Annotated in this window: 20 protein-coding genes; 9 read left to right on the forward strand and 11 right to left on the reverse strand. The window is 71.4% G+C overall.

Annotated elements, in window-relative coordinates; translation table 11 throughout:
* Position 1 precedes the first annotated feature (1 nt).
* Genes FHU34_RS23540 through FHU34_RS23550 form a run of 3 tightly spaced genes read right to left on the reverse strand, consistent with a single transcriptional unit; the run spans position 2 to position 2,701 of the window.
* On the reverse strand, positions 2 to 967 hold the full coding sequence (locus FHU34_RS23540; RefSeq protein ID WP_145784094.1) for a TIGR03885 family FMN-dependent LLM class oxidoreductase: 966 nt from the start codon (positions 965 to 967) through the stop codon (positions 2 to 4).
* Positions 968 to 1,009: 42 nt separating this feature from the next.
* Positions 1,010 to 2,425, reverse strand: coding sequence for an NADP-dependent succinic semialdehyde dehydrogenase (locus tag FHU34_RS23545; protein WP_145784095.1), 1,416 nt, complete (start codon positions 2,423 to 2,425; stop codon positions 1,010 to 1,012).
* Between the two features lie 12 nt (positions 2,426 to 2,437).
* Positions 2,438 to 2,701: a DUF6343 family protein gene (locus tag FHU34_RS23550; protein WP_145784097.1), complete on the reverse strand. Its 264-nt coding sequence runs from the start codon at positions 2,699 to 2,701 to the stop codon at positions 2,438 to 2,440.
* 122 nt (positions 2,702 to 2,823) lie between these two features.
* Here FHU34_RS23550 and FHU34_RS23555 point away from each other — a divergent pair, with 122 nt between their 5' ends.
* Positions 2,824 to 3,417, forward strand: coding sequence for an antibiotic biosynthesis monooxygenase (locus tag FHU34_RS23555; protein WP_145784098.1), 594 nt, complete (start codon positions 2,824 to 2,826; stop codon positions 3,415 to 3,417).
* Between the two features lie 120 nt (positions 3,418 to 3,537).
* Positions 3,538 to 4,389 carry a GDSL-type esterase/lipase family protein gene (locus FHU34_RS23560; protein WP_145784100.1) on the forward strand — a complete coding sequence of 284 codons (852 nt, stop codon included), beginning with the start codon at positions 3,538 to 3,540 and terminating at the stop codon, positions 4,387 to 4,389.
* Positions 4,390 to 4,422: 33 nt separating this feature from the next.
* On the opposite strand, the gene FHU34_RS23565 is transcribed toward FHU34_RS23560, so the two are convergent.
* From FHU34_RS23565 to FHU34_RS23570, 3 genes are all read right to left on the reverse strand, one after another.
* Complete coding sequence (locus tag FHU34_RS23565; protein ID WP_145784102.1) at positions 4,423 to 5,178, reverse strand: EcsC family protein; 756 nt, start codon at positions 5,176 to 5,178, stop codon at positions 4,423 to 4,425.
* 49 nt (positions 5,179 to 5,227) lie between these two features.
* Positions 5,228 to 5,374: a hypothetical protein gene (locus FHU34_RS33095; protein WP_165435705.1), complete on the reverse strand. Its 147-nt coding sequence runs from the start codon at positions 5,372 to 5,374 to the stop codon at positions 5,228 to 5,230.
* Between the two features lie 106 nt (positions 5,375 to 5,480).
* On the reverse strand, positions 5,481 to 6,326 hold the full coding sequence (locus tag FHU34_RS23570; RefSeq protein ID WP_145784105.1) for a peptidase M23: 846 nt from the start codon (positions 6,324 to 6,326) through the stop codon (positions 5,481 to 5,483).
* A gap of 420 nt (positions 6,327 to 6,746) precedes the next feature.
* Here FHU34_RS23570 and FHU34_RS23575 point away from each other — a divergent pair, with 420 nt between their 5' ends.
* Genes FHU34_RS23575 through FHU34_RS23585 form a run of 3 tightly spaced genes read left to right on the forward strand, consistent with a single transcriptional unit; the run spans position 6,747 to position 8,839 of the window.
* Positions 6,747 to 7,667: a proteasome assembly chaperone family protein gene (locus tag FHU34_RS23575; protein WP_145784107.1), complete on the forward strand. Its 921-nt coding sequence runs from the start codon at positions 6,747 to 6,749 to the stop codon at positions 7,665 to 7,667.
* A 37-nt stretch (positions 7,668 to 7,704) separates the two neighbouring features.
* Positions 7,705 to 8,502 carry an exodeoxyribonuclease III gene (locus FHU34_RS23580; RefSeq protein WP_145784110.1) on the forward strand — a complete coding sequence of 266 codons (798 nt, stop codon included), beginning with the start codon at positions 7,705 to 7,707 and terminating at the stop codon, positions 8,500 to 8,502.
* Positions 8,503 to 8,521: 19 nt separating this feature from the next.
* A complete protein-coding gene (locus tag FHU34_RS23585) occupies positions 8,522 to 8,839 on the forward strand; it encodes an antibiotic biosynthesis monooxygenase family protein (protein WP_145784112.1) in 318 nt (105 codons plus the stop codon).
* Positions 8,840 to 8,853: 14 nt separating this feature from the next.
* Here the strand turns inward: FHU34_RS23585 and FHU34_RS23590 are convergent, their stop codons facing one another.
* Positions 8,854 to 9,822 carry a zinc-binding dehydrogenase gene (locus FHU34_RS23590; RefSeq protein ID WP_145784114.1) on the reverse strand — a complete coding sequence of 323 codons (969 nt, stop codon included), beginning with the start codon at positions 9,820 to 9,822 and terminating at the stop codon, positions 8,854 to 8,856.
* Between the two features lie 315 nt (positions 9,823 to 10,137).
* Here FHU34_RS23590 and FHU34_RS23595 point away from each other — a divergent pair, with 315 nt between their 5' ends.
* On the forward strand, positions 10,138 to 11,013 hold the full coding sequence (locus FHU34_RS23595; RefSeq protein ID WP_145784115.1) for an alpha/beta fold hydrolase: 876 nt from the start codon (positions 10,138 to 10,140) through the stop codon (positions 11,011 to 11,013).
* 132 nt (positions 11,014 to 11,145) lie between these two features.
* Here the strand turns inward: FHU34_RS23595 and FHU34_RS23600 are convergent, their stop codons facing one another.
* Positions 11,146 to 11,349, reverse strand: coding sequence for a hypothetical protein (locus tag FHU34_RS23600; protein ID WP_145784118.1), 204 nt, complete (start codon positions 11,347 to 11,349; stop codon positions 11,146 to 11,148).
* Between the two features lie 239 nt (positions 11,350 to 11,588).
* Here FHU34_RS23600 and FHU34_RS23605 point away from each other — a divergent pair, with 239 nt between their 5' ends.
* A complete protein-coding gene (locus FHU34_RS23605) occupies positions 11,589 to 11,813 on the forward strand; it encodes a GntR family transcriptional regulator (protein WP_145784120.1) in 225 nt (74 codons plus the stop codon).
* Positions 11,814 to 11,941: 128 nt separating this feature from the next.
* On the opposite strand, the gene FHU34_RS23610 is transcribed toward FHU34_RS23605, so the two are convergent.
* Together FHU34_RS23610 and FHU34_RS23615 are read right to left on the reverse strand one after the other, a co-directional pair.
* On the reverse strand, positions 11,942 to 12,607 hold the full coding sequence (locus FHU34_RS23610; RefSeq protein WP_244311996.1) for a class F sortase: 666 nt from the start codon (positions 12,605 to 12,607) through the stop codon (positions 11,942 to 11,944).
* A 253-nt stretch (positions 12,608 to 12,860) separates the two neighbouring features.
* A complete protein-coding gene (locus FHU34_RS23615; protein ID WP_145784124.1) occupies positions 12,861 to 13,487 on the reverse strand; it encodes a hypothetical protein in 627 nt (208 codons plus the stop codon).
* A gap of 130 nt (positions 13,488 to 13,617) precedes the next feature.
* Between FHU34_RS23615 and trmB the strand changes: the two genes are divergently transcribed.
* Together trmB and FHU34_RS23625 are read left to right on the forward strand one after the other, a co-directional pair.
* Positions 13,618 to 14,325 carry a tRNA (guanosine(46)-N7)-methyltransferase TrmB gene (gene trmB, locus FHU34_RS23620; RefSeq protein WP_423438255.1) on the forward strand — a complete coding sequence of 236 codons (708 nt, stop codon included), beginning with the start codon at positions 13,618 to 13,620 and terminating at the stop codon, positions 14,323 to 14,325.
* Between the two features lie 81 nt (positions 14,326 to 14,406).
* Complete coding sequence (locus tag FHU34_RS23625; RefSeq protein WP_145784136.1) at positions 14,407 to 16,920, forward strand: DEAD/DEAH box helicase; 2,514 nt, start codon at positions 14,407 to 14,409, stop codon at positions 16,918 to 16,920.
* Between the two features lie 67 nt (positions 16,921 to 16,987).
* Here the strand turns inward: FHU34_RS23625 and FHU34_RS23630 are convergent, their stop codons facing one another.
* Positions 16,988 to 18,028 (reverse strand): LacI family DNA-binding transcriptional regulator, encoded by a 1,041-nt coding sequence (locus FHU34_RS23630; protein WP_145784138.1) that lies wholly within the window; start codon positions 18,026 to 18,028, stop codon positions 16,988 to 16,990.
* Positions 18,029 to 18,046 lie beyond the last annotated feature (18 nt).

Below are 18,046 nucleotides of genomic sequence, written 5' to 3' on the forward strand. Positions count from 1 at the left end.
ATCAGCCAGCCGGGCGCAGCTTCGGCAGCACCTCGGTGCCGAACGCGTCGATGAACCCGCGCTGCTCCTGCCCGACGTGGTGCAGGGCGATCTGGTCGAAGCCGAGTTCCAGGTACTCCTCCAGCCAGCCGACGTGCCGACCCAGGTCCGCCGACACGTTGACCACCTCGGCGACCCGCTGCGCCGGTACGTCGGCGGAGACCACGTCGAAGTGCTCGGCGGTCTCCAGGTCCCAGCAGACCGGCGGGGCGAAGACGTTGCTGCGCCACTGGTCGTACGCGATGGCCTCGGCCTGCGCCTGGTCGGGCGCCCAGGAGACGTGCACCTGCAGGTGCAGCGGCCCGCGCCCACCGGCGTCCCGGTACGCGTCGATCATCTCGCGCAGGTGCGCCACCGGCGCGTTCACGGTGATCAGCCCGTCCGCCCACTCGGCGCACCAGCGGGCGGTGGCCACGCTGACGGCGGCGCCGACCAGCGCGGGCGGCTGCTCCGGGCGGGTCCACAGCCGGGCCCGGTCCACCCGGACCAGGCCGTCGTGGCTGACCTCCTCGCCGGCCAGCAGCGCCCGGATCACGTCCACGCACTCGCGCAGCCGGTCGGCGCGGACGTCCTTGCGCGGCCACGGGTCGCCGGTGATGTGCTCGTTGCTGGCCTCGCCGGTGCCCAGCGCCGCCCAGAAACGGCCCGGGTACATCGCGCCGAGGGTGCCGATGGCCTGCGCGATGATCGCCGGGTGGTACCGCTGGCCGGGTGCGTTGACCACTCCGAACGGCAGACCGGTGGCCTGCAACGCGGAGCCCAGCCAGGACCAGGCGAAGCCGGATTCGCCCTGCCGGGCGCTCCACGGGGAGAAGTGGTCGGAGCACATGGCGGCGTCGAAGCCGGCCCGCTCGGCGTGCATCACCGCCTCCAGGAGGGCGCGCGGGCCGATCTGCTCATGTGAGGCGTGGAATCCGAACGTCGTCATGGGCGCACTTCCTACCCATGTCGGCGTCGGCTGATGCGTGCGCTATTCCGCGTGTGCCCCCGCGCCGGCCGAGGCGGCGCCCTCGCCGACCCACACCGTCTTGGTGTTGCAGAACTCCCGCATACCGAGCGCGGACAGCTCCCGCCCGTAACCGGAGTTCTTCACCCCTCCGAACGGCAACTCCGGGTAGGACGTGGTCATGCCGTTGACGAAGACGTTCCCGGCGTCCAGGTCGGTGGCGAAGCGCTCCTGCTCGTCCGGGTCCCGGGTCCAGGCGTTCGAGCCGAGCCCGAAGTTGGTGCCGTTGGCGACCTCGATCGCCTCCTCGTACGACGAGACCCGGAACAGGCCGGCGACCGGGCCGAACACCTCCTCGGACCACATCCGCATCTGCGGGGTCAGGTCGGTGACCACTGTCGGCGGGTAGAACCACCCGTCACCGCCGGGCAGCTCGCCGCCGCAGAGGACCGTGGCGCCGTTGTCGACCGCGTCGCGGACCTGGGCGTGCACCTCGTCGCGGCCCCGCTCGCTGGCCAGGGGCCCCACGTCGGTGTTCGCGTCCATCGGGTCACCGACGCGCAGCGCCGCCATGTTCGCGGCGAACTTCTCCGCGAAGGCGTCGAACACGTCGGTGTGCACGATGAACCGCTTCGCGGCGATGCACGACTGGCCGTTGTTCTGGCAGCGGGCGGTGGTGGCCACCTCGGCGGCCCGGTCCACGTCGGCCGAGGGCATCACCACGAAGGGGTCGCTGCCGCCGAGTTCCAGGACGGTCTTCTTCAGCTCCCGCCCGGCGATCTGCGCGATGGACCGACCGGCCGGTTCGCTGCCGGTGAGCGTGGCCGCGCGGACCCGGGGGTCGCTGAGGATCCGGTCGACAGCGTCGGAGCCGACCAGCACCGTGGTGAAGGCCCCCTCGGGGAAGCCCGCGCGTCGGAACACATCCTCCAGCAGCAGGGCGGTCTGCGGCACGTTGGAGGCGTGTTTGAGCAGCCCGGTGTTGCCGGCCATCAGCGCCGGCGCCGCGAAACGCATCACCTGCCAGAGCGGGAAGTTCCACGGCATCACCGCGAGCACCACACCGATCGGCTGGTAGCGGATGAACGCCCGGGTCGCCTTGACGGCGGCGGAGTCGGCGGGCTCGTCGGCCAGGAACGCGGGGGCCTTGTCGGCGTAGAAGCGGGCGGCCGTGGCGCACTTGGTCACCTCGGCCTGCGCGGAGGCGTAGGTCTTGCCCATCTCGGTGGTCATGATCCGCGCGATCTCGTCGCGCTCGGCGTCGAGCAGGTCGGCGGCGGCGTTCATCCACCGGGCACGCTGGTCGACGGTCGTCGTCCGCAACTGCTGGTAGGCGAGGTGGGTGCGCTCGATGGCACCGTCGAGCTGCTCGGTGGACATCGCCTCGTAGGTCTTGAGCACCTGTCCGGTGGCGGGGTTGGTGGTGGCGATGTGGGGCATCTCGTCCTCCTGTCACTCGAACAACGAGTGGCGTACGCCCGGCTCCTCGCGGCGGCGGGCGGCGCGGCGGCGCTGGATCACGACCAGGTCGATTACGGCGACCACAGCGAAGATCGCACAGACCACGCCGAGCCAGGCGATGCCGGCCCAGAATGCCAACACCGCGAAGACCACCATGATCACCAGCCCGAAGCCGGCGAGGGTGAGCCGGAGGTTCAGCGCGCTGTAGGCGTGGCCGACCGTGCCACGGGCGCGCCGGGGCTGCGATCTCGTCATACCCACGCACCTACCCCCGATTCGCCGGGTTAACCGGCAGTGCGCGCTCCCACCCCCGGCGGGCTGGTGTGCTCGATTACATCCGTTCGCGCCCGCAGCCCCGCCGACCGCAGGATGGGCGCATGTCAATGACCCTCGCCGTGCCGGTGACCGTCGCCATCGCCCGCCGTGTCGACCCGGGCCGGTCCAGCGAGATGGTGGCCTGGATGCGGGCCGGTACCGCGCTGGCCGAGGCGTTTCCCGGGTTCCTCGGCGCCGGTTGGGTGCAGAGCGGCCCGGGTTCGCCGGAGTGGCACATGCTCTACCGCTTCGCCGACGCCGAGACGCTGCGCCGGTGGGAGGAGTCCCCGCAGCGGCACTGGTGGCTCAGCTCGGCGCAGGGCATCGTCGAGCACACCCGGGTCGAGCGGCGTACCGGTATCGAGGGGTGGTTCGACCCTCCGTCGGAGCACTCGGTGGACCTGGTCGCGCCGGTCGCCCCGACGTCGCCGCCCAGGTGGAAGCAGGCGGTGACCATCTGGCTGGCGTTCTTTCCGCTGAGCCTCAGCGCCACGCTGCTGACGAGTCACTTCCTCGACGCGGTGCCGTTGGCGGCGCGGGTGCTGCTGATGACGCTCTGCCTGACCCCGCTGATGACGTACCTGGTGCTGCCGCGGATCACCCGGGCGTTGCACTGGTGGCTGCACGGCCAGCGGGCACCCTGGCGGGGCTTATAGCACCCCGAGAGCGTCTACGTCGGCGCTCTGCCGCATAGCCGACAGCAACTTCGCGACAAACCCCGTCCTACGCATAGAGTTACCGCGCTGTCGCTCTGTGCTGCGGGAACGGGAGACGTCATGCCTCGACGCTGGGTCGCCGCCCTGGCCTGTACCGCGGCGCTGGTGGCGCTGGCCTGCGAGGGCGGCACCTCCGCGACGCCCCGCCCCACCAAGAGCGCCCCGCCGTCGAGCGGGCCGGGTGGCATCGCCGCGCTCGGCGACTCGATCACCACCGGCTTCGCGTCCTGCCTGGTGTTGACCTCCTGCGAGCGCAACTCCTGGTCGACGGGGGACGGCCTGCGGGTGCAGAGCCACTACCGGCGACTGCTGGAGCAGAATTCGGCGATCCGCGAGCGGACGTACAACCACGCCCGTCCGGGCGCCCGCGCGGACGCCCTCGAAGGCCAGGCCCAGGCGGCGGTACGCGACCGCCCCGACTACGTCACCGTGTTGATCGGCGCCAACGACGTCTGCAGGGGCGGGGTGGACGCGATGACGCCGGTCGCCGAGTTCCGCGCCGACGTCGACCGGGGCCTACGGGTGCTGAAGACCGGCCGCCCGAAGGCCCGGGTGCTGGTGGTTAGCATCCCCGACCTGTACCGGCTCTGGGAGGTCGGGCACGGCGACTCCCGGGCGGTTCGCGCGTGGCGCCGGGGCATCTGCCCGTCCCTGTTGGCCGAGGCGACCTCGACGGCGCCCGCCGACCGGGCTCGCCGCGCCGCCGTACGGGAGCGGATCCAGGCGTACAACACCGAGCTGGTGGCGGCCTGCCGGGCGTACGGCTCACGCTGCCGGCACGACGGCGGCGCGGTGCACAAGGTCCGGTTCACTCTGGACATGCTCAACCCACTGGACTGGTTCCACCCCAACGCCACCGGCCAGGGCCGCATCGCCGAGGTCACCTGGCGCTCCTCCGGCCTGGCGAACTGACCGGCCCGGCGAACTGACCGGCCCGGCCGACCCTCAGCGCTGGCGGGGCTCCGGGACGCCGACGCCCCGGGCGCGGTAGAGGGCCCGGGATCGCTTCGCAAGGTCCTTCGTGGCCGACGAGTTGGCCCAGGTGCCGAGCACGATGGCGGCGCCCGGGATGACCTTGGCGACCATCCGCTTGGCGGCCCGGACACCGGCCATCTGGGCCAGCCGGACGCCGAGTTGCAGCATGACCCGACCGAGCGGGCGCTGGCCGCCCAGACCGAAGAGCGCGTCGGCGCGTTCCCGGCCGGCGGCCACGCCGAGAGCCAGCCGCGCGCTCTCGGCAACCTTGTGCACGCGCTGGAGCACCAGCAGGTCGGTGGCCCGGTCGCCGTGCAGCGGGTCGACGTCGTAGGCGGCGGCGATGTGCAGCACCATCCGCGCCTGGGTCCAGGCCAGCACGCCCACGTCGATCACCGCCCCGGGCAGCCCGGCCACTCCGGAGACCGCGCCCGACAGCCGGGCCAGGTTGACGAACTTGCGGGCCGCCTGGTCGGCGAGGACGTCGGCCGACACGCCGGGCTGCTCGGCCCGGGCCCGGGCGGCCCACTGCACGGCCTCCGGCCCGAGCCGGCGTACGGCCTCCAGGGCGAGGTGTTCCGGCGCGTACTGCGGGTCGTCCCGCATCCGGTCCCAGAGACGGGCCGGTGGACCCTCGGGGGCGCCCACCGGCTCGGCCGGGAGGCCGGCGGACGGCTGCGGAGTGGGGGCGGCGGGCTGGCCGCCAACGGGTGGGGTGTCGGTCACCGGGTCTCCCCAGGGGTGGAGATGGCGGACAGGGCGGCCGATGGAGCGGTCAGCGGCGGCGGTTGGACAGCCGAGCCGCCAGCCCCTTGAGCTTCTGCTGGTTGGCCGGCTTGGCCATCTCGCGACGGCCTCGCTCCACCAACTGCTGCCCCTTCGGCGATCTGAGGAACGTGGTGATTCGCTGCATCAGTGACATGGCGTCCTCCTGTCGATGATCCCTCTGTCATGTGTACCCCTAACCCGCAACACATGTACCCGGGATACGACAGCCTCAACCCTCACCGTCCACAGTGGTCGGTAGGTTACCGCCCCGCCGGCACGATGGCGTCGACGACCCGGGTGGCCCGCCATTCGTGCTGCTGGTAGTGCTCGGGGTACGCGGACACCTGCACCGCCTGAGCGGCGTCGGTCAGTCGCATCCCCTCCCAGCCGGGCACCTGCTCCAGCGCGGCGAGGAACTGCCGGGTGGCGAACTCCGGGTCCATCAACTGACCCACCGGACCCCAACCGCTGCTCGAACGCTGCTGGAACAACCCGACCGAGTCGTGGTCCCAGCCGACGCCCTGGTGCGGGTAGTCCTGCGACTCGGGCAGGACGCCGCTGGCCACGTTGTAGAGGTTGCTCTCCTGCATGGCGGTGGCCACCGCGATCACCAGCCCGCGGCGGGGCACCCCCATTTTGCGGCCGGTACGGACGATCGCCTCGGCGTTCTCCATCTGAGCCCGGTCCAGGCCGGCGACGGGAGCCGGGCGGGTCGGGCGAGCCGGCTTGGCCTTGCGGGTCGGAGCCGTGGTGTCCGGGTCGGCCGGGGTCGCCGTGGCGGATGGGCTCGGGACAGCCGTCCGGTCGAGGCCACGCGAGGCGGTCTGCTGCTCGGCGCGCTGGGCCAGCTCGGAGGTGGTCGGCGACGTGCCCCGCGTCGCGGCGTCCGCGGTGCCGTCCTGGACCTGCGCGACGGCGGCCAGGCCGAGGCAGCAGACCACCCCGGTGGCGAGCGCCACCTGCGCCCGGCGTCGACCGGTCAGGTCCCGGGCGTACGCCCGGAGCCGGCTCGCGGCTGTTGTCCGTTCGGCTGAAGTGCCATCCTCCGTATCGGCAGTGGGCGTACTCGGGGCGTACGGGTCGTCGAGGGTGCCGTCGTCACGCATCAACCGAGGCTAGGCAGGTGGAAACGCCGATCACGCACGGTGATCACGTGGCCATCGCCACACATCCGGTCCGCCCCGGTGGACGACAGGGTCGGGTCGACCCGCCCGAGGAACGGACCTCGCGTACCGGATGAAGCCGGCATTTCCCGCAGGCCGACCCGGCCGGGGACAGGGAGCCACATCCGACTCTCGGACCCGACATGATCGACAAACTCGGCCTTTGGGCTGAACCGGACCTCCACCGATCGGCCCGCCGGACCCGCCTCGCGATGAAAACAGCTGATTAGTCCGGTCATGCCCATCCCCCGGGCGGCGGATCGCCCGGAGCAGGAATGCGCCAGGATGGCGGGTACGTTGCCCGAACGGGTGCCCTCCGTCGCGACGGCACCCCGCAGGCACATTTCAGGGAGGTCCGCACCGGTGCTCGACCCACACGAGCTCTACCAGCTCACCGACGATCTGCCCGACCTCGGGCAACCGGTCCTGATCCAGGCCCTCACCGGGTTCGTGGACGCCGGCAACGCCAGCCGGCTGGCGCGCGAGCAACTGCTCACCTCGCTGGAAGGTCGGCCGATCGCCACCTTCGACGTCGACCAGCTCTTCGACTACCGATCGCGACGACCGGTGATGACCTTCGTCGAGGACCACTGGGAGAGCATCGATGCCCCCTCGCTGGAGCTGCACCTCCTGCAGGACGACGACGAGACACCGTTCCTGCTGCTCACCGGCCCCGAGCCGGACCTGCAGTGGGAACGGTTCGTGGCCGCCGTCGCCGGGCTCGCCGCCCGGCTGGACGTCCGGCTCACCGTGGGGCTCAACTCCATCCCCATGGCGGTGCCACACACCCGTCCGACCGGGGTGACCGCGCACGCCACCCGCCCGGAACTGATCTCCGGCTACGAGCCCTGGCTGCAACGCGTCCAGGTGCCCGGAAGCGTCGGCCACCTGCTGGAGTTCCGCCTCGGCGAGCAGGGTCGCGACGCGCTGGGCTTCGCCGCCCACGTGCCGCACTACGTGGCGCAGACCGAGTACCCGGCCGCCGCCGAGGTGCTGCTCACCTCGGTGTCCCGCAGCACCGGCCTGCTGCTGCCCGGTGACGGGCTGCGCTCGGCCGCCGAGGTGGTTCGGGTGGAGATCGACAGGCAGGTCGCCCAGACCGACGACGCCGCCGCCCTGGTCCAGGCCCTGGAGGAGCAGTACGACGCGTTCGCCCGAGGTCGGGGCGAGAAGAGCCTGCTCGCCCCGGACGCCGGACCACTGCCGACGGCCGACGAACTCGGCGCGGAACTGGAACGGTTCCTGGCCGAACAGACCCGTCCCGGCGACACCCCGGCCGGCTGACCCGGCGTAGCGGCGGCGGATGCGGCAGGCTGGAGGCATGCGCCTGGCGACCTGGAACGTCAACTCGGTGAAGGCCCGCCTACCCCGAATGTTGGAGTGGCTGGCCGACACCGGGCCGGACGTCGTCTGCCTGCAGGAGACCAAGTGCCCCGACGGGGCCTTCCCGGTGGCCGAGGTGGGCACGTTGGGCTACAGCGTGGCCAGCCACAGCGACGGCCGGTGGAACGGGGTCGCCATCCTGTCCCGGGTCGGGCTGGACGACGTCCGGGTCGGGTTCGCCGGCGAGCCCGGCTTTCCCGCCCCGGAGGCCCGGGCCATCTCCGCGACCTGCGACGGGGTCCGGGTCTGGTCGGTGTACGTGCCCAACGGCCGGACGCCGGACGACCCGCACTACGCGTACAAGTTGGCCTGGTTCGCCGCGCTACGCGACGCGCTGGAGACGGAGTTGGCCGGCGGGCTCCCGCTGGCGGTCAGCGGTGACTTCAACGTCGCCCCGACCGACGCCGACGTCTGGGACCCGGCCGTCTTCACCCACTCCACGCACGTCACCCCGGCCGAGCGGGCCGCCCTCGCCGCGCTGCGCGACCTGGGCCTCAGCGACGTCGTGCCCACCCCCATGAAGGGGCCACACCCCTTCACGTACTGGGACTACCGGGCCGGAATGTTCCACCAGAACAAGGGCATGAGAATCGACCTGGTGTACGCGTCCGCGCCATTCGCCCGGGCGGTCCGCTCGGCGTACGTGGACCGGGAGGCCCGCAAGGGCAAGGGCCCCTCCGACCACGCGCCGATCGTTGTCGACGTGGACCTGGTCCCAGCAGTCGAGACGTTCTGAGCCTGGCTAGGGTGGGCAGATGGCAGTCGTGAAGATCAACGCGATCGACGTCCCGCCTGGTGGCGGCGCGGAGTTGGAGAAGCGGTTCGCCGCACGGGCCGGAGCTGTGGAGAACTCCCCCGGCTTCCTCGGCTTCGAACTCCTCCGCCCGGTGGCCGGCGAGACCCGCTACTTCGTCTACACGAAGTGGGAGAGCGAAGAAGCGTTCCAGGCATGGGCCGCCGGGCCGTCGCGCGCCGCCCACGCCGCCGCCCCCGGCGACAAGCCTCGTCCCCCGGTCTCCACCGGTGCCAGCCTGCTGGAGTTCGAGGTGGCGCTGCACGTCCCCCAGCCCTGAGCGACGGCCACGTCTCACGGAATGAGGAGGGCCTTGCCCGGGATCGAGCGCGCCTCCATCGCGCGGTGAGCCTCAGCCGCGGAAGGCAGTGGATACTCGCGTGCGATCACCGGGCGTATCCGCCCCTCCACCGCCTCGGTCAGGGCCCTGCCCGCGAGCTGCACCATCTCCGGCGCCTGGAACTGAACGTCCGCAATGCCGTACAGATCGATGCCGCGCGCCCGCGAACTCGGTAGATCCATCGTGGCGAACTCGCCACTCGCCGCCCCATGGGCCGAGACCCGCCCGCCGTCGGCCACCAGATGAAAGGCGTCGCTGCCGAGTTTTCCCCCGACACCGTCCAGCAGCACATCGACCGACAGACCGCCAAGGGCTTCGCGTACCGCGTCGGTCCATCCGTCACCGGCGTAATCGACGACAGCATCGGCGCCGAGCCGTCGTACCAGTGTGAGCTTGTCCGCGCCACGGGCCGCCCCCACGACCTGCGCACCGAGACGGTGTGCGAGCTGAACAAGCAGCGTTCCCATGCCGCCCGCGGCCCCCAGGATCAGGACGCGGTCGCCCGGCTTGACGCCGACACTGTCGATGATGCCCATGGCGGTCACGCCGTCGTGTGCGAGACCAGCCGCTTCCCGCAGGCTCAGTCCGTCGGGGACCGGCACCAGCCGGTCGACGCTGGCCCGAACCAGTTCAGCGTATGAACCCCGCGTCCCGGCACCCGCAACGACCTGGCGGCCAAGCCAGGACGCAGAGACGCCTGGACCAGTGGAAACCACAGTTCCCGCCGCTGCGCCGCCCGGTACGTACGGCGGGGTGACACCGAACATCTCACCCCAGCCACCGCGGATCTGAGTCTCAAGGTAGATCGTGTCCACGGCCTCGGCCCGAACGATGACCTCCCTCTCCCCGGCTTGCGGATCGGGCAGGTCCACCAGGATCAGAACCTCTGGACCCCCGTACTCAGAAACCTGGATCGCCCGCACGCATGTCTCCGATCAGCCGCGGTCCAGTGCTTTCGGATCCGCTTCCCTACCTCGTGTCAGCGACGCTAGGACCTGAATGCTGGTTGAAGTCAAGCGGGAAGTCGGGAGATCGATGGCGGAGTTCACGGGGACGTCGAAGCCGCGCCGCCACACCCACAGATGTACCCAAGCCAGCACCGCAGCCGAATCGCGCCGGACCGGCTGTCGCCGTTGATAGCGTCGAAGCAGACCGAACGGTGGTCGGCCACCAGTCGCCCTGCCAGCCATTCCACGCCGTTCGGTCAGGGCGCATCCCAAGGCGCGGGGGACCTGGTCATGTTCGACGGGTTCGAAGAGTTCGACATCGACACGCCCGGCGCGAGGATCCACGGACGCCGAGGCGGAAGCGGGCCGCCCGTTCTGCTGCTACACGGCATCCCCGAGACGCACCTCATGTGGCACCAGGTCGCGCCACGGCTCGCCGAGAAGTACGCAGTCGTCGCCACCGACCTGCGGGGCTGGGGCGGCAGCGGCAAACCGCCGAGCACCGCCGATCACGAGCCGTACAGCATGCGTGCCATCGCCCGCGACCAGATCGTGGTGATGCGACGCCTGGGCCACGAGCGGTTCCGGCTCGTCGGCCACGACCGCGGGGCCCGCTGCGCGTACCGTCTAGCGCTGGACGAACCGGACGTCGTCACCCGGCTGGCCGTCCTGGACGTCGTCCCCATCGGAGATGTCTACAACCGCGCCGACAAGGCGTTCAGCCTCTCCTACTGGGTCTGGTCCTTCCTGGCGGCACCGGCGCCGGTGCCCGAGCAGTTCATCGACGCGGCGCCCGCGGTGCTCGTCGACTTCGTGCTCGACACCTGGCCCGAGGTCAAGGACGCCTTCCCGCCCGAGGTACGGGCGGCGTACGTCGAGCAGTTCCGCGACCCCGCCACGGCACACGCGATCTGCGAGGAGTTCCGCGCCGCCGCGACGCTCGACTACCAGCAGGACGAGGCGGACCGGGGAAACCGGAAGATCACCTGCCCGGTGCTGTTCCTGTGGAGCCAACGCGGCCAGGTCGCGAAGCTCTACGACGACCCGCTCGCGATCTGGCGGGAGTGGGCCGACGACGTTCGCGGTGGGCCGGTGCCGGTCGGGCACTTCATCCCGGAAGAGGCCCCCGACGAAACCACCCGCCAACTCCTCGACTTCCTGAACTGATGCCCGGCGAATACCAGTCCGCCACGGCCCGAGGGCCGCTCACCCCAGGGCTTGATCCGGCCTCAGGACTTGCGGGAGGACTGGAGAGGGCGAAGGCGTTGACGTTTGCCGGCAGACTGCGGGGCCGAGTGGTCACTGTTTCTGGAACATGACTGCGGCGACGTCCGCCAGGAGCTCCAGCGACCAATCGAGCTGCGGACAGTCACCGTGACCTCGACACTCTCGGCAGCCGCCTGCCTGCCAGGGCCGATCGACCGCCCGAGTCCAATGCGCGTCAAGCACGCGCTTCGCCACGAACAACTCGGTCGCCTTGGACACCGGCTCGTCGATGGGCATGTGCGACACCTCCATGCGTCCCGAAGTAGCTGCCCCGGGGGCAGAGCCCGACGTCGTGCTCCCCGGGACGTGCCGGATACCTCGGAGTGCTGAAGTCCAGAACTACCCGACTGTCTCACTGTATCCACTGTCTCAGTGTAGTCAAGTTCTCACTGTATCTACTTTGCTGGATTGTCGCCTTGTCCTGCTCGGGCCCGGGCTGGAAACATGATCTCCGCTGAAGTCCAGGAGAGTCGATCATGCCAACCAGACCACCGCACTACCGCCGTGTTGCGGACGACATCGAGCTGAAGATCCGCTCCGGTGAATACCGACCTGGGCACCAGTTGCCATCCGTGTCGGAGATCGGCGAGATCTACAACGTCGCGCGGTCAACCGCGTACCGCGCAGTCAAAGAGCTGCATGACCGCAACCTCGTCTACGGACAGCAAGGCCAAGGCGTGTTCGTCGCCGAGGCCGAGTAGCGCGCTGCACCCCACGGGCCGCCCACCCCGGGCTTGATCCGCTCGAGTTCGCCGAACTGGGGGTGTCCGGGCGGCGGGGATACCCCAACGTCGGCGAAGGCGAGTGGATCAAGCGGTTGAGCGCCGCCTCAGGACTTGCGGGAGGACTGGAAGGTGGCGAAGGCGATGACGTTGTCGGCGTAGCCGGTGCGTCCGCCGATGAACTGCCCGCCGCAGGTGATCAACCGCAGACCGGGGGGCCCGTCGTGGCCGTAGATCCGTTCGGCGGGCAACTGGTCCTTCGGGAAGTGCTCCACGGTGTCGACCCGGAACACCACCACCGACTCGTCCGCGCGGGCCACCTCGATCAGGTCGCCGGGCTTCAGCTTGCCCAGGTCGTAGAAGACCGACGGGCCGGTCTTGGTGTCCACGTGCCCGACGATCACCGCCGGGCCGGGCTCGCCGGGCGTCGGCCCACGGTCGTACCAGCCGGTCTCGTTGTGCCGTTCCAACGGCGGTACGGCGATCGAGCCGTCCCGTGCCTGCCCGACGGGTTCCACCGGCGCAGCCACCTTGATCGACGGGACGTTGAGGCGCACCGGACGACTGGCCGACAACCCGACGGACTCGCTGCGGGGCGGCCGGTCGCCGCCGGCCGGGGCGAAGTCGAACGGTCCGACCGAGCGACCCAGCCCCGCCCCGGTGGCGAAGACCCCGGCCAGCACCAGCACCACGGCCAGCGGCACCGACCACGGGCTACGGCCCGAGGGCCGGCTGCGCCGAGGCGTGACTGCGGTCGGCGGGCGAGCAGCCACAGTCGGACGCTCGGGGACGAACGGGCTGTCGTCCAGCGGCAGGGGGCGGTCGTCGAAGCGGTCGTCCCCCGGCCAACGGTCGTCCCGCGGGAGCCGGTCGTCGAAGCGGTCGTCCGTCGGCGAGCGGTCGTCCCGGTCGTCTCGGGTGGGGTGCGGACCAGGGGACGGGCGGGGACCCGACGACGGGCGGGGACCGGGGGACGGGCGGGGACCGGGCGGTGGCGACGCGGGTCGGAAGATCTCCATGGCCGGCTCAGCGCCCAGCGCCACGGACCAGACGCGGCCGACGCAGCGCCACTACGGCGAGGACCAACCCGGTGATGGTCAGCGCCGCGCCGACGGGCAACAGCAGCTTGCCGGTGATTCCGCCGGTGCCACCACCGAAGCCGGTAGCCGGACCCCGACTGGGCTGGGACGGCACCTTCTTGACCACCTGGAGCATGGTCGAGGCGGTCTCGCCGTCCCGGCACTCCAGCTTGACCCGGTAGTTGCCGGGACGGGTGCGCTCGCGCACCATCGGCGCGGCGGTGAGCACCCCGCGTTGCGGCTGCACACCGACCGCGCCGAACGCGTCCGAGACGACGGTGGCACCCACCGAGTTGTCCCGGCAACTGGCCCGGATGCCGACCAGGTAGCCGGGCTGCACGGTGCTCGGGCTCACCTCGACGAAGATGTCCACCGGCGCCGGCTGAGGCGCGCCGCCCGGCGGCCCTCCAGGTTGCGGCGCGGGCGCGGCCGCAGGAGCGGCAAGCACCGCTGCGACAGGCTTGGGCACCGCGAGCACGGGAGAGGCGGCCAACGCCGGAGGCGCAGCGAGCAGAGGGCTGGCGAGCAGGGTCAGCACGGAAAGGATCACGCCGCCCCGGGTCACTGTCACGATGCCCCCTCTCGACGCCGCGCGGCCGTGTCGGGCAGCGGAGCACCCGACCTGCCGTACCAGTTGGATCCTCTCATTTCCGGTCGCACATCACATCCGATCCGGCGACGGCGTCGCGTACGCTCGGGTCGCTGTGACCACCACCGACCATGACCCCGCCGTCCCGCCCGCGAGCCGGACGATCCGCACGTTCCACCCCCGTCGGGGTCGGATGAGCGACCGGCAGACCGACGCGCTGGGCCGGCTCTGGCCCGCGTACGGCCTAAATGTGCCGGACGGACCGGTCGTGCCCGTGGACCTGCCCGACCTGTTCGGTCGCCGGGCCCCGGTCGTGCTGGAGATCGGCTCGGGCATGGGTGACAGCACCGCAGCGATGGCTGCCGCCGACCCGGACCGAGATTATCTGGCGGTCGAAGTGCACACGCCGGGAATCGCCAACCTGCTCGACCTGGTGGAGCGTGGCGGCCTACGCAACGTACGGGTGGCGGAGGGCGACGCGTTGTCCCTGGTCAGCGGCTTGCCCGAGGGTGTGCTGGACGCGGTGCACGTCTTCTTCCCGGACCCGTGGCCCAAGACGCGCCACCACAAGCGGCGGATCATCCAGCCCGCGCACGTGGCGTTGCTGCGGTCCCGACTGCGTTCCGGCGGCACGCTGCACTGCGCGACCGACTGGGCCGAGTACGCCGAGGCGATGCGGGAGACCCTGGATGCGGATCCGGAGCTGGTGGACGCGTACGGCGGTTTCGCGCCACGTCCGGCGCATCGCCCGGTGACGAAGTTCGAGCGGCGGGCGATCACGGCCGGTCGACCGGTCGCGGACCTGATCTACCGCCGGCGCTGACCGGCGAAGACCACCCCGTGGAGGGGCCGGCGGAGGCCGGGTTGGCGTACCGGGGCATGATCCAGGCACCATGGACAGGCTATGACGCTCACCGCCGCGCTACCGAGAAGCGCCGACCCCGACACCCTCTTCGACGCGTTCGCCGGCTGGGCGAAGGAGCGCGGCCTCGACCTCTACCCCCATCAGGAGGAGGCGGTCATCGAGATCGTCTCCGGCGCCAACCTGATCATGAACACTCCGACCGGCTCGGGTAAGAGCCTGGTGGCGATCGCAGCGCACTTCGCGGCTCTCGCCGACAACCGGACGACGTTCTACACCGCGCCGATCAAGGCCCTGGTGTCGGAGAAGTTCTTCGCGCTCTGCGAGGTCTTCGGCGCCGAGAACGTCGGCATGCTGACCGGCGACGCCAGCGTCAACGCCGACGCCCCGATCATCTGCTGCACGGCGGAGATCCTGGCCAACCTGGCGCTGCGCGAGGGCACGAAGGCCGACGTCGGCCAGGTGATCATGGACGAGTTCCACTTCTACGCCGAACCCGACCGGGGTTGGGCGTGGCAGGTGCCGATCATCGAGTTGCCGCAGGCCCAGTTCATCCTGATGTCCGCCACCCTGGGGGACACCACCCGGTTCGTCGACGACCTGACCCGGCGCACCGGGCGGCCGACCGCCGTGGTGCGCTCGGCCGAGCGGCCGGTCCCGCTCATCTTCTCGTACGCGATGACGCCGCTGCACGAGACACTCGAGGAGCTGCTGGAGACAAAGCAGGCCCCGGTGTACGTGGTGCACTTCACCCAGGCCGCCGCACTGGAGCGCGCCCAGGCGCTGACCAGCGTCAACGTCGCCACCCGCGCCGAGAAGGACATGATCGCCGAGGCGATCGGCAACTTCCGGTTCACCGCCGGCTTCGGCAAGACGCTCTCCCGGCTGGTCCGGCACGGCATCGGCGTGCACCACGCCGGCATGCTGCCCAAGTACCGCCGGTTGGTGGAGACCCTCGCCCAAGCCGGCCTGCTCAAGGTCATCTGCGGCACCGACACCCTCGGCGTCGGCATCAACGTGCCGATCCGCACCGTGCTGTTCACCGGCCTGTCCAAGTACGACGGCGTCCGTACCCGGCTACTCAAGAACCGGGAGTTCCACCAGATCGCCGGGCGGGCCGGTCGGGCCGGCTACGACACCATCGGCCGGGTCGTGGTGCAGGCCCCCGAGCACGTCATCGACAACGAGAAGGCCCTCGCCAAGGCCGGGGACGACCCGAAGAAGCGGCGCAAGGTGGTCCGCAAGAAGCCACCGGAGGGCTCGATCGGCTGGGGTCAGCCCACCTTCGACCGGCTCGTCGACGCCGAGCCGGAACCGCTGACGTCCAGCTTCCAGGTCAGCCACTCGATGCTCCTCAACGTCATCGGCCGGCCCGGGGACGCCTTCAGCGCGATGCGCCACCTGCTCACCGACAACCACGAGGACGCCGCCGCGCAGCGTCGGCACATCCGCCGGGCGATCGCCATCTACCGGGCGCTGCGGGCCGGCGGTGTGGTCGAGGAGCTGCCCGAGCCGGACGAGACGGGCCGGCGGATCCGGCTCACCGTCGACCTCCAGCTCGACTTCGCGCTCAACCAGCCGCTGTCCCCGCTCGCGCTCGCCGCCATCGAGTTGCTCGACGCCGAGTCCCCGTCGTACGCCCTCGACGTGCTGAGCGTCATCGAGTCGATCCTCGACGACCCCCGGCAGATCCTGTCCGCGCAGCAGTTCAAGGCGCGCGGCGAGGCGGTCGCCGCGATGAAGGCCGAAGGCATCGAGTACGAGGCCCGCATCGAACTGCTCGAGGACGTGACCCACCCGAAGCCCCTCGACGAGCTGCTGAACGCCGCGTACGAGATGTACCGGCAGGGCCACCCCTGGGTCGCCGACCACCAGCTCTCCCCCAAGGCCGTCGTCCGCGACATGTTCGAGCGGGCGATGACCTTCACCGAGTACGTGCAGTTCTACGGGTTGACCCGCTCGGAGGGCCTCGTCCTGCGCTACCTGGCCGACGCGTACAAGACGTTGCGGCAGACAGTGCCCGAGGACGCCAAGACCGAGGAGCTGATCGACCTCATCGAGTGGTTGGGCGAGTTGGTCCGCCAGGTCGACTCCAGCCTGATCGACGAGTGGGAGCGGCTGCGCAACCCGTCCGACGTCGCCGAGGTCGCCCAGGCGCACGCGGCGCTGACCGACCGGCCGCCGGCGGTGACCCGCAACGCGCGGGCGTTCCGGGTGCTGGTGCGCAACGCGTTGTTCCGCCGGGTGGAGCTGGCCGCCCTGCGCCGCTGGGACCTGCTCGCCGAGTTGGACGCCGAGGACGGCTGGGACTACGACGCGTGGTCCGACGCGCTGGGGCCGTACTTCGAGGCGTACGACTCGATCGGGGTCGGGCCGAACGCCCGCGGGCCGGCGTTGCTGATGATCGAGCAGGGTCGGGAGCGGTGGACCGTGCGGCAGATCTTCGACGACCCGGACGGCGACCACGACTGGGGCATCAGCGCCGAGGTCGACCTGGCCGCCTCGGACGAGGTCGGCGCGGCGGTCGTCCGGGTCACCGACGTCGGCCAACTCTGAGGTGTCTGCCCCCGACGGACCGTCGGGGGCGGACCGACCCGGGACGTAGCGCCGGGCGACGGCCGGCCTACGTCCGGGGTGGCGCCGTCGAGGCACGGACGACGACCTCGGTCGGCAGGATCAGGGCCTGACGGGTGGACGCCGGCCGCAGGAGCATGCGGACCGCCTCCGCGCCCTTGCGGTCGTGCGGTTGCCGCACGGTGGTCAGGGCCGGGTCGGCCGCAGACGCCGCCGGCACGTCGTCGAAGCCGACGACGGAGAGGTCGCCGGGAACGTCGATGCCCCGACGGGTGGCTTCGGCGATGACGCCGAGCGCCAGCCGGTCACTCATCGCCAGGATCGCCGTGGGCGGCTCGGCGTGGTCGAGCAGGGGCACTGCGGCGGCGGCCCCGTCGGCCTCCTCGACCCCGCGCGCCGCCACGACGACGATCCGGCCGCCGCCGTCGTCGAGCGCGGGGCCGAGCGCGTCCCGGTAGCCGTCCAGTCGGGCCCGGTTGGCGACGTACCCGGTGGGCGCGTCGAGCCCGGCGGGCACCACAGTCGTCTCCGAGTCGCGGGCCAGCGCGAAGCTGATCACGCCGATCCGGCGGTGGCCGAGGGCGACCAGGTGGGCCGCCGCCGCGCGGGCCGCAGCCCGGTCGTCGATGCCGACGTACGGCTCCCCCGGCGTCACGGGGGCGTCGAGCCCGACGACCGGCAGCCGTCGGGCACGCAGCAGCTCCCGTCGCTCGGGCTCCAGCGGGTCGCAGAAGGCGACGAACCCGTCCACGAGCGCGGTGGGGACGACGTCCGGCAGGCCCGGCTCGGCGCGGGGCACCAGCACCAGTGACGAGCCGTGCTCGCCGCAGACCCGGGCGACGCCGGCCATGGTCAGGCGGGCGGCGGGGTCCTCGAAGAGGTACTGGAGGGGCTCGTGGATGATCAGCCCGATCGCGCCGGTCCGTCCTCGGCGGAACGTGTTGGCGATCGGGTCGGGGCCGGGGTAGCCGAGGTCCCGTGCCGCGGTCAGGATCCGGTCGCGCAGCTCGCGGCTGAGCTGGTCGGGCCGGTTGAAGGCGTTGCTCACCGTGGCCTGACTGACTCCGAGCGCTCGCGCGACGTCTCGCATCCGTGGGGGTTGGTCGCT

Source organism: Micromonospora taraxaci (assembly GCF_007830095.1).
Classification (GTDB): Bacteria; Actinomycetota; Actinomycetes; order Mycobacteriales; family Micromonosporaceae; genus Micromonospora; species Micromonospora taraxaci.

Excerpts from the sequence above, each read along its gene's own strand:
- FHU34_RS23580 (WP_145784110.1), top strand. The coding sequence starts at position 7,705 with ATGCGCCTGGCGACCTGGAACGTCAACTCGGTGAAGGCCCGCCTACCC.
- FHU34_RS23560 (WP_145784100.1), top strand. The coding sequence starts at position 3,538 with ATGCCTCGACGCTGGGTCGCCGCCCTGGCCTGTACCGCGGCGCTGGTG.
- FHU34_RS23570 (WP_145784105.1), bottom strand. The coding sequence starts at position 6,326 with ATGCGTGACGACGGCACCCTCGACGACCCGTACGCCCCGAGTACGCCC.
- FHU34_RS23595 (WP_145784115.1), top strand. The coding sequence starts at position 10,138 with ATGTTCGACGGGTTCGAAGAGTTCGACATCGACACGCCCGGCGCGAGG.
- FHU34_RS33095 (WP_165435705.1), bottom strand. The coding sequence starts at position 5,374 with ATGTCACTGATGCAGCGAATCACCACGTTCCTCAGATCGCCGAAGGGG.
- FHU34_RS23545 (WP_145784095.1), bottom strand. The coding sequence starts at position 2,425 with ATGCCCCACATCGCCACCACCAACCCCGCCACCGGACAGGTGCTCAAG.
- FHU34_RS23600 (WP_145784118.1), bottom strand. The coding sequence starts at position 11,349 with ATGCCCATCGACGAGCCGGTGTCCAAGGCGACCGAGTTGTTCGTGGCG.
- FHU34_RS23605 (WP_145784120.1), top strand. The coding sequence starts at position 11,589 with ATGCCAACCAGACCACCGCACTACCGCCGTGTTGCGGACGACATCGAG.
- FHU34_RS23625 (WP_145784136.1), top strand. The coding sequence starts at position 14,407 with ATGACGCTCACCGCCGCGCTACCGAGAAGCGCCGACCCCGACACCCTC.
- FHU34_RS23555 (WP_145784098.1), top strand. The coding sequence starts at position 2,824 with ATGTCAATGACCCTCGCCGTGCCGGTGACCGTCGCCATCGCCCGCCGT.
- FHU34_RS23585 (WP_145784112.1), top strand. The coding sequence starts at position 8,522 with ATGGCAGTCGTGAAGATCAACGCGATCGACGTCCCGCCTGGTGGCGGC.
- FHU34_RS23550 (WP_145784097.1), bottom strand. The coding sequence starts at position 2,701 with ATGACGAGATCGCAGCCCCGGCGCGCCCGTGGCACGGTCGGCCACGCC.
- FHU34_RS23540 (WP_145784094.1), bottom strand. The coding sequence starts at position 967 with ATGACGACGTTCGGATTCCACGCCTCACATGAGCAGATCGGCCCGCGC.
- FHU34_RS23630 (WP_145784138.1), bottom strand. The coding sequence starts at position 18,028 with ATGCGAGACGTCGCGCGAGCGCTCGGAGTCAGTCAGGCCACGGTGAGC.